Genomic DNA, 14,836 nt, shown 5'->3' on the forward strand with positions numbered 1-14,836 from the left:
CGCAGGATTTTACGAAACACGGGGAGATGCGAACAGTCTTATTTCAGATTGTGTCCCGGCCGCATACACTGTTGGGGCCTGCCTGAACAGGCATTGTCCGTCACCAGGAGTCTTGCCATGGATTATCAGGCTTATCGCCATGCCCTCGCCGCCACCCAGGGGGGCAAGGAGCTGCCCTTTGCTCCGGCCGAGTTCGAGTCACGTCGCCGTGCCATACGCCAGCGCATGGGGGACCAGGGTTTCGATGCGTTGCTGCTCACCGATCCGGCCGACATCTACTACCTGACCGGTTACCATACGTTCGAGGTCTCGGTGCATGCCTGCCTGGTCATCAGTCAGGATCGGCTCGTGCTGCAGGTGCCCTCCATCGAGACAGGGCCTGCGGTGGTCACCGCCATGGTGGATGAGAGCCTGGGGTATCGGTGGGAAAGCATCGAGGAAGTGGTCGAACCGCTGGCAGCGACGCTGGAGCCCCATGCGGTCATCGGGTTGGATGCCTACAATGCCGGCTTGCGTCACGGTGTGATCAGTGAACTGCAGTCACGCCTGGGGGCTCAGCGTTTTCGCCGGGATGGCGGCGCGCTGGTCGACGGCGTGCGGATCATCAAGAGTCCCGCTGAACTGGCGTGCCTGCAGGAAGGTGCGCGCTTGACCTCGCTGGGGCTGAAGGCGGCGGAGGCGGTGATTCGCCCGGGCGTCACCGACAATGAGGTCGCAGCGGAGGGCGCCAGGGCGATGCTGGCGGCGGGCAGCGAATTCATGAGCCTGCAGCCCATCGTCACCACCGGGCCGCGCATCGGCACCATTCATGTCAATCACAAGCGCCGCGTGATCAGGGAGAAAGAGCCCGTCTTCCTGGAGTTCGGCGCCGCCTACGAACGTTACACGGCGCCCATGATGCGTACGGCCGTTGCGGGGCGTCCCAGCTCGGAGATGCTGGCCCTGGGGGATGTGTGCCGTCAGTTGAGTCTGGCGTTGCGTGATGCCATGCGCCCCGGCAACACCTTCGACCAGGCGGCGCGTGCCGCCGATGCGGTGCTGGCTCCGCATGCGGACCGGGTGTTCTTTTCCGGTGTCTTCGGCTATGCCGTGGGCGCGCAGTTCCCGCCGAGCTGGGTCGAGGGAACCGGTTTCATCGCGCAGGGGCAGAACCGACTGTTCGAGAACGACATGGTCTTTCATCTGCCCCTTTGTCTGCGCCTGCCGGGTGAATGGGGCGTCGGCCTGAGTGATACCGTGCGCGTCACCCCCGATGGTGGCGTGCCGCTGACGGACAATGACTGGCAACTGGCCGGCGCTCCGTGACAACCTGAACGAGGAGGAAGTGTGCCCAGGTCCGATATCGATAATCCCTTGACGATCCAGTTGGGACATGAAGAACTGGTGATTCGTCGTCGCTACGAGACGCTCAGCATCGCCAATGACTTTCTCGTCGCCATCTGGTTTCTGGTGGGAAGCATCCTGTTCCTGTTTCCCCGTCATGAAACCCTGGCGATATGGCTGTTTATTATCGGTAGTGTGCAGTTTCTGCTGCGCCCGAGTATTCGGCTGGCGAGCCATCTGCACTTGCAGCGCATCCCGGATAGCCAATGGCATCAGTGAGGGTGGGGTGGCGAGTGCCACCACGGGGCGTTACCAGTGAGCCCCTCAAGAATCATTCGGCATGTCTGGCGCCGGACCGTCAGCGTCGGCCTTTGTCGGTCATTGCCTAGTCGTGGGAGGACTTCCAGTGAACATGATGCAAGTGATGAAGATCGCCCCCTGTGCCGTCTGCGTGATGGTGTCCGGGGTGTTGAGTGGTTGTGCCGGCACGACGACGACGCAAGCGGCGTTCCCCGAACCGGATAATGCGTTCTTCAGGGCCGGGACGCTGGAGTCGCCGGAGGCGGTCATGGCCATCGAACCGGGGGATGGTCGGGACCGGGTGCGCGAGCTGTTGGGCACGCCGCATTTTTCTGCAGGGTTCGCCAAGGAGCGCGCGTGGCACTATCTGTTCGATCTGGAAGCCCGGGGCGATCATGAGCCCATGCGGTGCCAGTATCGTCTGGTGTTCGACAGCGAGGGGCGTGTCGAGCGCGCCGACTGGCGCAGTGCGCGTTGTGCGTTGCGCTTCTCGAACTGGCAGGCCGAGCCGATCGAGGGTGAGGGGGTTGTCCAGAATTATCGCTTGCCGCTCGAGAGCTCCTTTACCGAGGACGGTGAGCTGACGCCCGAGGGACGACGCCTGCTGGAAGAGTTCGTTAGGCTGCTTAAGCGTGATTTTCGTTCGCCTTCGCTGGCTATTGCCAGCTATCCGGAGCCTGCCGTTCATTCCGAACCGAGGCGCAGCGTGCAGACTTTCCTCGCGGCGGCATATGAGCCCGGAACCGCTGACATCGTGCTGACGGGCAGCGACGTCTCGCCCTGTGATGCGGTCGAGCGAATCAGTCGCTGCGAGAGCATGGCGCAACTCGTCATTCAGGTTCGCGGGGGGTGAGCGGGGCTGTCTCAGGTCGGGCTGTCAGCCAGCAACTCGGGGCGTGCCGGGAAGCACAGCCGGAAGCAGGTCCCGACATTTTCGGTGCTGTCACACTCGATGGTGCCGCCGTGGCGTTCGATCACGGACTTGACCAGGGCCAGCCCGAGCCCGTAGCCGGCCGATAGATCGGCACCGGTACTGCGTTGATAGCTGTCGAAGATGGTCGGCAAGTCCTCTGATGGAATACCCACCCCCTGGTCCTGAATCTCGAGGCTCAAATGGTCCGGTGTCTCCCTGACGGTGACCGACACGGTGGTGTCAGCCGGGCTGTATTTCAGGGCGTTATCTATCAGGTTGTAGATGGCGCGTAGCAAGTAGGCGCGATCGCCCTCCATGGGGCCTTCGTCCTCGACATCACTGTCGATGCGGATGCCGTGCTGGCGGGCTTTCGGCCAGGCCTGGTCGATGGCCTCGAGGACCACGTCGGAAAGCAGCAGGAAGTCACGCTCCATGGCACCGAACTCGATTCGGGTCAGCTGCATGAAGCTGTCGGTCAATGACAGTGCATTGCGGGCCTGCTGGGCGACCCGTTCCAGCAGCACTTCTTCCGTAACACGCGACTCCGGGCTCTGCTGTAGCTGTGTCAGGGCCAGGATGCTCGATTGCGGTGCCTTGAGGTCGTGGGAGAGGAAGCGCAGCAGGCTGGCACGCTGTTCTTCGGCCTGGTGCTCACTGGTGACATCGACAAAACCGATCAACCAGCCGACCTCGAAAGCGTCCACGGCAGTCACCAGGGACGACACCTTGAGGTGGTAGTGCCGCTCATCCTGGCTCGTGTACAGGGTGTCCTCGAGGGCCGCGAGCTCGTCGTCCTCCGCTGGTGCCTGTTGCGCAAGGGCGGGACCTTCTGCCGTCATTCTGGCCAGCAGGTCCTTGATATTGCCGCCGGCGTTGACGTGGTGCTGTTTCAACAGGCGTCTGCCCTGGTGGCTGGGCAGGATGATACGGCCCTGTACATCGACCACCAGGGTGGCAATCGGCATCGAGTCGATGGAATCGGCAATGAACTGGCGGGTGTCGTGGATTCGGGTAATGGCGCGCTCCAGAGAGAGGAGGCGCTGATGGAGCACCAGCCCCCATTCTGCTTGCTGTGCTGGCTCGGGCTCGGGGATGAGGCTGGGCTCCTTCTCCAGGCGGTCGATTTCCAGCTGAAACCACCGCAGAGCGGTGGCCTGGCACCGCCAGCTGATTAGCACGCAGGCAACGATAACCGAGCACAGTGCCGCCAGGGGCGGCCACCACCAACCACTCGCGAGCAATCCCCAGGCGGCAGCCATGACCAGAGCCAGGACCAGTAGCATCAACTTGGCCATGTGACGAAACTTGCACACCCATACCAGTCCCATGAACAGCAACAGCGGCAGGGTGGAGAGTAGAGAGGTCAACCAGGCCGGGGTCTCGCGAATGATATCGCCATCCAGCAGGCCGTTCAGCAGGTTGGCCTGGATTTCCACGCCCGGCATGCCACCGCCGTCACCGCCGAATGGTGTTGGATGCCGGTCCCCCAGGCCATTGGCGGTGGCACCGATCATCACGATACGGTCTTCCAGCAGGGAAGGGGGGACGCGGCCCTGCAGGATATCGACATAGGAAACCCGGGGATAATGGAAGGCCCCGGCGCGATAGGGTATGCGCACATTCGGGCGCGTGCCCGTGTGCTTCAGCAAGGACTCGGTCGCCCCAACGGGTGACACCAGCCCCCGGGAGACCATGTGCTGGTAGAGGCGTAGCGTGAGTTGGGGCATTTCGTCTCGATATAGCGCGATGTGGCGGACGATGCCGTCCTGGTCGGAGCGGATGTTGATATGTCCCATCCCGCGAGCTGCCTTGCGCAGGGGTGTAATGGGTGGCAGATAGGTCGATGCCGACAGCCGCCCAGGGGAGCTGTCGTGGATTACCGGTAGAAAGGCATGACCGTAACGCTCCAGCGCGGCGGCAAAGCGTTGATCCTGCGAGCCACTGGCGGCTTCGGCGAACACGACATCGAATAACACGGCACTGACGTTCATGCCGTCCAGCTGGTCCAGGAAACGGGCATGAACGTCACGGGACCATGGCCAGCGGCCCAACGCTTCCAGGCTGCGTTCGTCGATGGCCGCGATCAGGATGTCATCGTCCGTGGTGAAGTCTTGCCGGGTCAGCAGTTGGTCATACAATTCATGATCGGCCATCCAGTGCTGCTGGCCCGCCCACCAGGTGGCGGCCAGCAGTACCAGGCCGATCAATAGCCAGGTTCGGGTGATGTCGCGAAACAGGCTATGGCTGGCTTGGTGCACCTTGCCTCCCGGAGGCCACCAGGGTGGTGCCGGTTGCGCCACTGTCGGCAGGCGCGACCCGCAGGCGCCAGAAGAAGTCGTCGATCGGCAGGTTGTGCAGCGTCACGCCCTGGTTGGCGGTGAAGGATCGACTTATGAGGGGATCCTCGAATGACGCCTCTTCCGCCAGTTCCAGCCGGTAGCTCAGGTCGGGGACCTCGGTCCACTCGAAGGTGTAGTCCTGGCCCTTGACTTGCAGGCTTGCCTCGATCGGGCGATGCAGTACCAGCTCCCGGTCGTAGCGTCCTTCCAGCCCCAACTGATCGATGGCAGAGCCCCGCACATAGTAGAAACCCTGTGGCACCGACTCGAATGCCATCCTGGGTGACTCGCTGCGTTTGTCACGGAAGATGGTCTGAAAGTGGGGGTCTCTGGCCAGTTGCACTCGGTAGGATTCGGCCTCGGACAGGGAAGACAGGGTGACCGTCAAGGGTTGATTGACCGAGAAGGCTTCTTCCTTCACCTCGGGAGCCGCCAACAGTTCCTTTTCCAGTATGCCCGCATCAGCGCGTGACAGGGCGCCCCGCCCGGCGGGTATGGTCCTAGAGCGGGTCTCGCGACTCAAGTTGACAGCACCCTCCAGGGTCGTGACGCGGGTACCATCGTCCGATCCGGCAACGCGGAAGTGGGTGCCGCGAACTCCGACGATCCCGGCCGGCGTGTCGATGGTCAGCACTTCACTCTGCTCGCGTTGCGAGGGCACGCGGGCCTCAACTTCGCCGCGTTCCAGGTACAACCGGGAATCCTGGCGGTTCTGCTGTTTCAGCGTGACCCTGGAGCGAGAGGGTAGCACTACATTTTCGCCGTGTGGCAGGCTCAGCGAGACGAAGGCCTGAGTACCTGTTTCCACCGTCTCTCCCGGTGCCACCGTCATGTCATCGGTGAGTGCGATCCGTTGGCCGTCAGCCTTGAATAGCCAGGCTTCACCTTCTGCATGACGCACCTCGGCCGTGAGTTCCGGCAACGGGGGGATCTCCAGGATATCGCCGGGTTGTATGTGCCGTGGCTCCACTATCTGGTTGGTATCGCGTACGATCGTCCACTCTTCCGGGATACCGCGGTAGCGTTCCGTTATCTCCCAGAGAGTGTCGCCGGGTTGTACCCGATAGCGCTGTGTCTCTTTGTCAGCGGTTGCCGCCGTGCTAAGTATCAGGGCCGCCAGGCAGAAACCCGTGATACCGTATCTGTGCCAATGGCTCATCATTCTTGTCCCTGCGCACTATGTCGCTCTAGAGAAACGTGATATCCGACATACAGGATACGTCATGATATGGCGTTGTCATGCAGCAAGTTGATGTTTGTTCACTTTTTGGCCGAGGCTGGTGGGTTTGCCGGATGTAGGTCTTTGGGGGCATGGGCAAGCCTCTGGCGCGACCTTCAGTCACATCGGGTTTACAATATTTGTTCTGAACCTGCTTAACACCTCAAATGGTGTTTTCTATCATGCTCGAGCCATGGCCTATCCATGGCTCCCTGCTTTTGCCTGACGTCTCGTCAGGCATTTTTTTCCGCCAGCGCAGTACTCCCCGGCATTTGCTGGATGTTGCCACGGCCGTTAGTTCGCTATACTGCTCGCTGTTCTATTCTGTAAAGTAAACGGTTGTTACAAGGCTTGGGAGCCTACCGCGATGTTCATTGCCATCCTCGAAGATGATTCCGTGTGCCGAGAGCAGCTTGTCGACCTGTTGCGCATGGCATCCGAACGTAGCCCGCAGGAATGGCGTGTCACCGGAAGCGAAAACGGTTGGCAGATCGACAGCTACCGGAATGCTCGTGAATTCATTCGAGGCATCAAGCGCAATACCTATAATCTGGTGTTGCTGGACTGGATGTTGCCTGACATGGATGGTCCTGATGTGTTGAGCTGGATGGGCGAGTACTTTCAGTCGCCGCCGCCCGTGATCATGGTTACCGGCCGTGATGCCGAGCAGGATGTCGTCGAGGCACTCAAGGCTGGCGCAGAAGACTTCGTCAACAAGCCGTTTCGCTCCGAAGAGCTGATTGCGCGTGTCCTGACGACGCTTCGGCGGCGGCATGTCGGCGGCAAAAATCGCCTCGAGCCCTTTCAGTTGGGTGATGTTCAGGTTCTGCCCAAGGAAGAAACGATCACCGTGAGCGGGGAGCCGGTCAAGCTGACCCATCAGGAGTATCGGCTGGCCCTCCTGCTGCTGCGCAATATCAACCAGCCCTTGAGTCGCTCCTACCTGTACGAGTCGGTATGGGGGCAGGAAGAAAGCCCCATGTCGCGGACACTGGACGTCCATATCTACCGCCTGCGGCGCAAGCTGGGATTCAATGCCGAGAATGGATGGAAGCTGGCTTCGGTCTATCGCTACGGCTATCGGCTGCAGTGGCTGGGGGATGGCGACTAGCGGCTCGGGTTCCTCTGTTTAACCTGGTCTTCATCCGAGGCAAGACCATGGCCCATGCATTCTGTATGGCGCCTACTCGCAACCCGTTGGTGTTTTTCCGAGCCAGTTTGAGGCTCCTGCGGTGCTGTGCCTGCTTGCCGCGCTAATGCGCACCACATATGACCGGGGTGTCAGCGTTGTGGACGCGACAACCTGTCCCTCAGGCTCCATGCCGCCTCCCCCTTGACGCAGCCCCTTTTCACCTGGAGGTCAGGAGCAATCCTTGCCGGAGCTGATACCAGGCGTCAACAAAGGACATGGCTGCATCCTCTCCACGCAAGATGGCGGCCATGAGGTGTGCAGCAGCTCGGTCGCCCCTTGTCACCGATATCTTCCTGGGCCTCACCCGGTCGTGTTGAGCCAGGACTAGCGTGGATGTGACTGACTGGATGAGTCTGCAGTTTATGCAGTTTCGGGCAAGTGCCATAAGTTATGAAATATTGGTATGAGTAAAGTTGTTGCTTATTGGGCTATTCCTCCAACCCCTTTAACTCCTTGCGTGGTGATGCTTAAGTTTTATGTTTGCATTTTGTAGGATTTCTCTTATAGATGTATGCGTGCTTTCTATAGTTTGCTTCGATTTTGGTTTTATGTGTATGGGGATGTGCCTTTTAGGTAAAGGTTTTGTTTTCGCAAAACAAAGGCATCATGTTGATAATAAAGGGTTTTAATTTTTACTAGGCTAGGTTAGTGTCTTGAGTGTGAGTTTTTTGAGTTTTTTTGTTTTAGTGAGTCTGGTGCTTAATTTAACCTTTGTTAATGTTTACAGTTCCGGCTTCTATGCTAATATTTCGACGCTATTTAGTGGTCCCTTTAGATAGGCTTTCTAAGTGGCATTATTAGCAAGGAATGCAAAGCCAGCCCATATGAAAAGTTGGGAAGGCTGGAACTCTCAAGAAGATTTTTGAAGGTACAGACAATGCGCATGAAAATCATTTCTTCCAGCGTCATCGCGTTTGGCCTGATGGCAAGTGGCTCCGCCATGGCCCAGCAGTCCGGCACTATCGACTTTGAAGGCGAGATCACCGACAGCACCTGCTCCGTGGCGGCTGACTCCCAGAACAAGACCGTCACGCTGCCGACTGTTTCCACCAATGCGTTCGGTGGTCAGGGGACAAGCAGCGGTCTGACGGCCTTTGCCATCAACCTGGAGAACTGCAGTGTTGAAGACGGCCAGCAGGTCTCGGCGTATTTCGAGCCCTACCCGAACGTCGATCTCACCACTGGTAACCTGGTCAATACCGATACTGGCGCAGAGGCGGCCGGCAATGTGCAGGTACAACTGCTGAACAGCCAGACCGATGCGATTGACCTGTCCTCTCCCGTGGGCGGCAACGGCCTGCAATCCGGTGCCGAGTGGGTTGAAGTCACTCCCAGCGGTGCAAGCGGTAACGGAACCGCCACGATCAATTACTTTGCTCAGTATTACGCAATGAATGATCAGGTCACCGCGGGTACCGTTGCTTCCTCTGTGAACTTCACGGTCACTTACCAGTAATGGTACGGGCCCCGGAGCCTTTCGCAGGCTCTGGGGCCTGATCCTAGATACTTCTTTTTCTGATACAACTCGGGTGATGGCATGAAGCGTCTGCTTGTTTCGTTGATTACTGCGGCCACTGTGGTGCTGGGTATCAGCATCGCGCAGGGGAGTGTGGTGATAGGAGGCACAAGGGTTATATACCCTGCGGAAAAGCGGGAGGTTTCTGTGCAATTGCAGAACTCGGGCGAAGAGCCGGCGCTTGTCCAGGCCTGGGTTGATTCCGGTAACCCGGATGTAAGCCCGGATAATAGTGAGGCGCCCTTTGTCATTCAGCCGCCCATCTCACGGATAGAACCCGGGCAGGGTCAAGTGCTGAGGCTCTCCTATACAGGTAGCAATCCGCTTCCAAAAGACCAGGAGTCGGTCTTTTGGTTGAACGTTCTGGACGTGCCGCCCAATCCTGGGTCCACTGACGGCGAGGCTCCCGAAAACTTTCTGCAATTGGCCATTCGGTCACGCATCAAGGTGTTTTATCGGCCCGAGGGGCTCGAAGGTGACGTCTCGGATGCACGTGAAGAAGTTCAGTGGTCCGTGAGCGGTGATGTATTACGTGGAAATAACCCGACGCCTTATCACGTGACGGTGTCTCGTCTGTTACTGACCAATGGCACGGAAGTCAGCATACCTACTGGTGAGGGCATGCTGGCACCTGGTGAGAGCCAGACATTTGACCTGCCGTCCGGTGCGCCGAGCAGTATTACCAGCTTCAAGATGACGACCATCAATGATTATGGCGCCCGCGTCGTAACTGACGTTTCGGTTGGCAGATAGTGACCTCTAACCAGCTGCCTTTTGTCAGCCTCTCTGCCGGGTAGGGTCTTGAATGGATGATGTACGTAAAAAGGTGAGTCGCATGGAAAAGCGACAAATTATCGCTTGCTGTGCCAGCTCGTTTTTGCTCATGCCGGCGGTGACAGCAGTACATGCCCAGTCCGGCCAAAATGTGGCGTTGCCTGGCAATGCGGTCGGCAACCCAGCTGTTCAATCAACGAATAGCGAGAATGCAGAAGGCCGGAGTGATGCTCCTCGAGCCGGGCAGGAAGTGTCTTTCAACAGTCAGTTCCTGCGCGGAGGTTCACAAGGCGCAGATGTCTCGCGTTTTGCGACAGGCAACCCGGTAATGGCGGGGGACTACTCGCTGGACGTTTACGTCAACGATAGCTGGCAAGGACGCCAGCAGTTCACCTTTAGCGGTGGTGAAGAGGGCGGAGATGCCCATACCTGTTTCACACTGGAAGACCTGTCGGGACTGGGTGTGAAGACTGCAAAGCTTGACGTGGGTGATGAGACGTCTTCTGAAGACTGTCGTCGTCTCGGTGACTGGATATCCCAGGCATCGGTTCAGGTGGATACCAGCAAGCTACGCCTCGATCTCAGCATTCCACAGTCCTACATGCATCGGCAGGCCAGAGGCTATACGGATCCTTCACTATGGGAGCCAGGCATTAATGCCGGTTTCCTGAATTACAATTTCAATGCTCGCCACTCGGAAACCGACCAGGCCGGTGGTAGTACATCCGCGACGGATACCGCGTATCTAAGCCTGAATGCTGGTTTGAATCTTGGAGCCTGGCAGTTCCGGCATCGGTCGACAGTATCCAGGGTGGATGACCAGGATACCAACCTTGATGCACAGGACACCTTTGTGCGCCGTCCCCTGCCGTCACTGAAGAGTGAGCTTCTGCTGGGCGACAGCTATACGTCCGGCGGCATCTATGATGCTGTGGGCTTCCGTGGTGTCAATCTGTCATCCGACAGTCGTATGCTCCCGGACTCACTTCAGGGATATGCACCCACTGTTCGTGGTACGGCTCAAACGAACGCAACCGTCGAAATCCGTCAGAACGGACAACTGATCTATCAGACATCCGTTGCTCCCGGCCCCTTCGTTATCGATGACCTCTATCCGACCAGCTATGGCGGGGATCTGGAGGTGAGTGTCATTGAAGCGGACGGTACCGAACAGAACTTTATTGTCCCCTTCGCCTCGGTTCCGGCCATGCTCCGTCCAGGATCAAAGCGCTATAACGTCACGGCTGGCCAAGTGCGCAGCGCTTCCAGTGATCAGGAGCCCTGGTTCACCCGGGGTACTTACCGTTACGGCATCAACAATAGCCTGACGGGGTATAGCGGCGTCACAGTGAGTGAAGCATACCAGTCATTTGTCGGTGGTCTGGCCTTGAGTACGCCCGTTGGTGCCTTTTCTGCCGATGTGACGCATGCACGCTCCTACTTCGAAAGCTTTGATGATGTGCAGGGCGAGAGCTACAAGTTCACCTACAGCAAGCGTCTGGCGGACCTGGGGACCAACTTTACTCTGGCGGCTTTTCGTTACTCCACTTCCGGCTTCCTGAACCTGGAAAGCTCCTTGAATGCCCGGGATTTCGAGGAAACAGGCGGAAATTTTGATGATTTGAGACGCTTGAAAAGCCAGTTCCGTTTGACACTCGATCAACGACTTTCTGAAGGGTGGGGAAGCCTCTATTTCACTGGCTCGACACGGAACTTCTGGGATGCCCAAGGCGAAGTCACGCAGTATCAGCTGGGCTATAACAATCGCTACAAGATGCTCAATTACGGGCTCAATATTGGCAAGTCCGAAAACGAGCGCGGCGAGTCGGATACCACTCTGACGCTTAGCCTATCGATGCCGCTGGATAATATCCCGGGTAGCCCCAGCCTGAGGACTTCCACGTCGACCCTGAATGGTGAATACGACAGTAGTCGCATCGGCCTGGCGGGCAACGCGGGTGAAGATGGCAATGTGACCTACAACCTGTCTGTCAGTAATGACGCTGAAGGCGGATCTACAGGACAGTTCAGCGGGCAGTACAGCTCGCCCTATGCCTCCTTCCGCGGGTCCTATAGCCAGGGAGATGATTTCCGGCAATTTGGCTTTGGGGTAACCGGCTCCATGGTAGCCCACAGTGGCGGTGTAACCCTGACCCCCCAGCGCGGTGAAACCATGGTGCTGGTCGAAGCGCCAGAGGCCAAGGGAGCTCGTGTGACCAACTCCGTCGGTGTGCGGGTGGATGGTGATGGCTATGCAGTCGTGCCCTATGTTACCCCTTATCGCCTCAACTCGGTGCAGTTGGATCCCAACGGCATGTCTAGTGACGTCGGGCTGCTTACCAGCAGCAAGAAGGTTGCACCCTATGCCGGAGCCATCGCCAAGCTCAGCTTCAAGACAGAGACCGGCCAGGCGATATTGATCAAGGCACATAACAGTAGTGGTGAGCCGCTACCTTTTGGTGCCGATGTCTATAATGCCCAGCAAGAGCCGGTCGGGTTCGTCGCTCAGGGCGGTAGTATTTATCTACGTACCGAGAAGAAGCAAGGCACCCTGACGGTAGATCAGGGAGACGAATCCAGCTGTACCTTGAGTTACCAGGTGCCTGAAGCACCTGAGACCGAAGAAGACAGTTCTTCTGCCATTACCCACCTGGAGGCTCGTTGTGAGTAGCCATAAAGTTTGCCGATTCGCCGCAGCCATGATGGCTTTTGGGTCTGCCTTCATTCCGGGTCACGTATGGGCATCATGCGAGAATGAAGATCCCGGTTTTCAAGCACAGAGCATCAATATGGCAGTAGGGCGGGTGATTGTTCCAGCCAACTCCCAGGTGGGTGATCGCCTGGCGGTAGAACAGTTTCCGATGCGCACAAACCCACCTGACGGGAGTTACCCGGTCAAGTGTGATGGAAGCGGGGGCAATGCCATAGGTGTGATGCTTCAAGGTCAACCATCTGGGGTCGGCCAGGATATTTATACGACCAATGTTCAAGGTATCGGGGTGCGGCTTTCCCGTCAGATTGATGATTATGGTGAAGATGGGGCGTTTGTGAGGTATCCTCACAACCTTTACCTTACCCCGAATACCAACTATAGAGTCAGTCAGGGGTATTTTCGGGTCGAAATTTTCAAGACGGCGCCACAGACGGGATCCGGTCCCTTGGCGCCTGGCCAGTACACGAATTACTATACCCAGAGTGATGGGCCATCAAAACCACTCTTGACCTCTTATCTTGATGCCAATGCCATTACCATTGTTTCGCCGACCTGCGAAATCAATGCCGGTTCCCGAAATATACCGGTAGACTTTGGCCAGGTTCCCAAGTCCAGATTTGAGGGAGTAGGAACCACCAATACCGAGCGAACCTTCGATATCGGCATGCAGTGCAATGGGCCAAACTATGGCGAGGCCTTCCTGGACCTACGATTCGAGTATACTCCGCACCCTGAGGGGCCTGCGGGCACCATAGCGTTAGAGGAAACCAATGATGCTGCCTCTGGTGTCGGTATACAGCTACTCGATAGGCGTGACAATTCCACAATTGAAAACATGGAGGCTGTCGAGGTTGGCACTCTGGTTCCCGGTGATAATGGCCGAATACTCTCCCTTCCTCTCAAGGCCCGCTATTATCAGACACAAGCTAATGTCGAGCCTGGTAGAACCAAAGCAACTGCCGAGTTTGTTATCGAGTATCGGTAATAAGAAACGGGCTTAATTGTATAAAAACTGCATTGGTCTTTGGTGGTTTTTCGGGATCAGAGTGTGCCGTTAAGGTCACTGGTAACCTGATCCCATCTCCTCTTTATTTCCTTATGGTAGACTTTTGGTTCTGTTCAATATGTTTGAAATGTTAGGGTAGACCAGTTACTTGACAAGTGAAGATCAAGAACTTCACAGGGGGTGGCGATGAAGGTCGTTTCTTTTGGTGCTGGAGCCCTTGGCATGATGCTGAGTGGCTTCGCTTTCGCGGCGCAAAACGGCACGGTGAATTTCGAAGGGGAAGTGGTAAACAGCACCTGCAATGTGGTGCCGGCCGATCAGGATAAAACCGTTGTCCTGCCCACCGTATCGGTCTCTGCATTGGATACCGCCGGTGCTACTGCCGGCGCCACCCCCTTCAGTATCAGCCTGGAAAACTGCACTGTGGGAGATGGCGGTTCGCCCCCTGTCTCTGAGTTATCATTACCCGTCTCGGCGACTGCAGCAAATCAATTTGATGTTTCCGCTTATTTTGAGCCGGGTGGCACAGTCGACTCGAGCACGGGGCGTCTGATCAATACGGCCAGTGACGGCGATGGCGCGACCAATGTGCAGATCGAGCTGCTCAACAGCCAGGGCGCCCCCATCGCGATACGTGAGGTGGGTGGAGATGGCCTCCAGCCCGGGGCCGAGTGGTATGCCGTTGATGGCGACGATGGCGCCGTCACGATGAACTACTTTGCTCGCTATCATGCGACCGGTGGCCCGGCTACAGCCGGTGTTGTCTCTTCCACTGTCGACTTTACGCTTACCTACCAGTAACCCTCAGGACTGACTGACGTCTTCCCTGCCTGGCCCCAGGGGCATGACTGCCCTTGGGGCTTTATTGTTTGCCAGGTTTGCCTTCGTCCTCTGAAACACTGCTGTCATCATTCTAGTGGTATTAGTCTGTTTCATTCTTGGCATGCTCGTGTTACGACCTTGTGATGAGCTATTTTGGCACATTGTTAATCGAAGGCTATCGTTAAATATTAATCAATAGCCCTTGATTATCGTCTGGTGTGAGTATTTTCGTTAGCACTATACCCAGTTGCGCTTTTTCATATTTGTGTTACTTTTCGTGTGTCTCATATTTAAATGCTTATGTTGAGTCATGAATAAAGCATGTGAGGCTTTCATAGTCTCATGGTGTTGATATGACTCCTCTAAAGTTTTTGCGCATCGCTAAAGGGATAGTTGTCAACGATGAATCATCATTACCGTAATGGCCGGGGGAGGCGGGTCATTCGCTCGGGTATTTGTGCTGCTGCTCTGGGTTCTGTCGCTTTTCTGCTGCCTGTCAACGGCGTTGCGCAGCAGCAGCTACCACCCGATACGGCATCCGCCGGTTCGGCCACGCTCCAGTCGGTGGTCAAGCAGGCCATCACCAGCAACCCGGAAGTCCAGGCGGCCTGGAACGGTTTTCAGGCCGCGGGCCATGATGCGGAGGCGGCAAGCGGCGGCTTCCTGCCGCAGCTCGATGTCACCGCCGGTGTCGGCATCGAGGACCGCGAGAATGATCG

11 protein-coding genes and 1 pseudogene are annotated in these 14,836 nt (G+C 57.4%); 10 read left to right on the forward strand and 2 right to left on the reverse strand.

The features are described 5' to 3' along the window. The first annotated feature begins 117 nt into the window (after positions 1–117). The 3 genes from HHA01_RS13335 (at position 118) to HHA01_RS13345 (ending at position 2,476) form a co-directional block, all read left to right on the forward strand. Entirely contained in the window at positions 118–1,305 is a 1,188-nt protein-coding gene (locus tag HHA01_RS13335; RefSeq protein WP_141321525.1) for a M24 family metallopeptidase, read from the forward strand. Between the two features lie 21 nt (positions 1,306–1,326). Further along, positions 1,327–1,602 carry a YrhK family protein gene (locus HHA01_RS13340; protein ID WP_141321527.1) on the forward strand — a complete coding sequence of 92 codons (276 nt, stop codon included), beginning with the start codon at positions 1,327–1,329 and terminating at the stop codon, positions 1,600–1,602. Between the two features lie 133 nt (positions 1,603–1,735). After that, on the forward strand, positions 1,736–2,476 hold the full coding sequence (locus HHA01_RS13345) for an outer membrane protein assembly factor BamE (RefSeq protein WP_246053911.1): 741 nt from the start codon (positions 1,736–1,738) through the stop codon (positions 2,474–2,476). 11 nt (positions 2,477–2,487) lie between these two features. Here HHA01_RS13345 and HHA01_RS13350 read toward each other — a convergent pair whose 3' ends face one another. Together HHA01_RS13350 and HHA01_RS13355 are read right to left on the reverse strand one after the other, a co-directional pair. Then, the gene (locus tag HHA01_RS13350; RefSeq protein ID WP_141321531.1) at positions 2,488–4,794 is read right to left on the reverse strand and encodes a CHASE2 domain-containing protein; all 2,307 of its coding nucleotides are present in this window, start codon (positions 4,792–4,794) and stop codon (positions 2,488–2,490) included. Continuing rightward, positions 4,775–6,034 carry a FecR family protein gene (locus HHA01_RS13355; RefSeq protein ID WP_170214882.1) on the reverse strand — a complete coding sequence of 420 codons (1,260 nt, stop codon included), beginning with the start codon at positions 6,032–6,034 and terminating at the stop codon, positions 4,775–4,777. Before HHA01_RS13355 ends, HHA01_RS13350 begins: the two co-directional genes overlap by 20 nt. Positions 6,035–6,461: 427 nt before the next feature. On the opposite strand from HHA01_RS13355, the gene HHA01_RS13360 reads away from it, so the two are divergent. The 7 genes and pseudogenes from HHA01_RS13360 to HHA01_RS13390 all read left to right on the forward strand — a co-directional run. After that, positions 6,462–7,205: a response regulator transcription factor gene (locus HHA01_RS13360; protein WP_141321535.1), complete on the forward strand. Its 744-nt coding sequence runs from the start codon at positions 6,462–6,464 to the stop codon at positions 7,203–7,205. Between the two features lie 964 nt (positions 7,206–8,169). Continuing rightward, a complete protein-coding gene (locus HHA01_RS13365; RefSeq protein WP_170214883.1) occupies positions 8,170–8,742 on the forward strand; it encodes a fimbrial protein in 573 nt (190 codons plus the stop codon). A gap of 81 nt (positions 8,743–8,823) precedes the next feature. Continuing rightward, on the forward strand, positions 8,824–9,555 hold the full coding sequence (locus tag HHA01_RS13370; protein WP_141321539.1) for a fimbrial biogenesis chaperone: 732 nt from the start codon (positions 8,824–8,826) through the stop codon (positions 9,553–9,555). Between the two features lie 82 nt (positions 9,556–9,637). Further along, complete coding sequence (locus HHA01_RS13375) at positions 9,638–12,247, forward strand: fimbria/pilus outer membrane usher protein (protein WP_170214884.1); 2,610 nt, start codon at positions 9,638–9,640, stop codon at positions 12,245–12,247. Then, a complete protein-coding gene (locus tag HHA01_RS13380) occupies positions 12,240–13,274 on the forward strand; it encodes a fimbrial protein (RefSeq protein WP_141321543.1) in 1,035 nt (344 codons plus the stop codon). The genes HHA01_RS13375 and HHA01_RS13380 overlap by 8 nt, the downstream gene beginning before the upstream one ends. Before the next feature lie 207 nt (positions 13,275–13,481). Further along, the gene (locus HHA01_RS13385) at positions 13,482–14,096 is read left to right on the forward strand and encodes a fimbrial protein (RefSeq protein ID WP_281285703.1); all 615 of its coding nucleotides are present in this window, start codon (positions 13,482–13,484) and stop codon (positions 14,094–14,096) included. Positions 14,097–14,519: 423 nt separating this feature from the next. Then, positions 14,520–14,836 (forward strand): annotated as a pseudogene (locus HHA01_RS13390) (TolC family protein); the annotation flags it as partial.

It is taken from the genome of Halomonas halmophila, from assembly GCF_006540005.1.
Classification (GTDB): domain Bacteria; phylum Pseudomonadota; class Gammaproteobacteria; order Pseudomonadales; family Halomonadaceae; genus Halomonas; species Halomonas halmophila.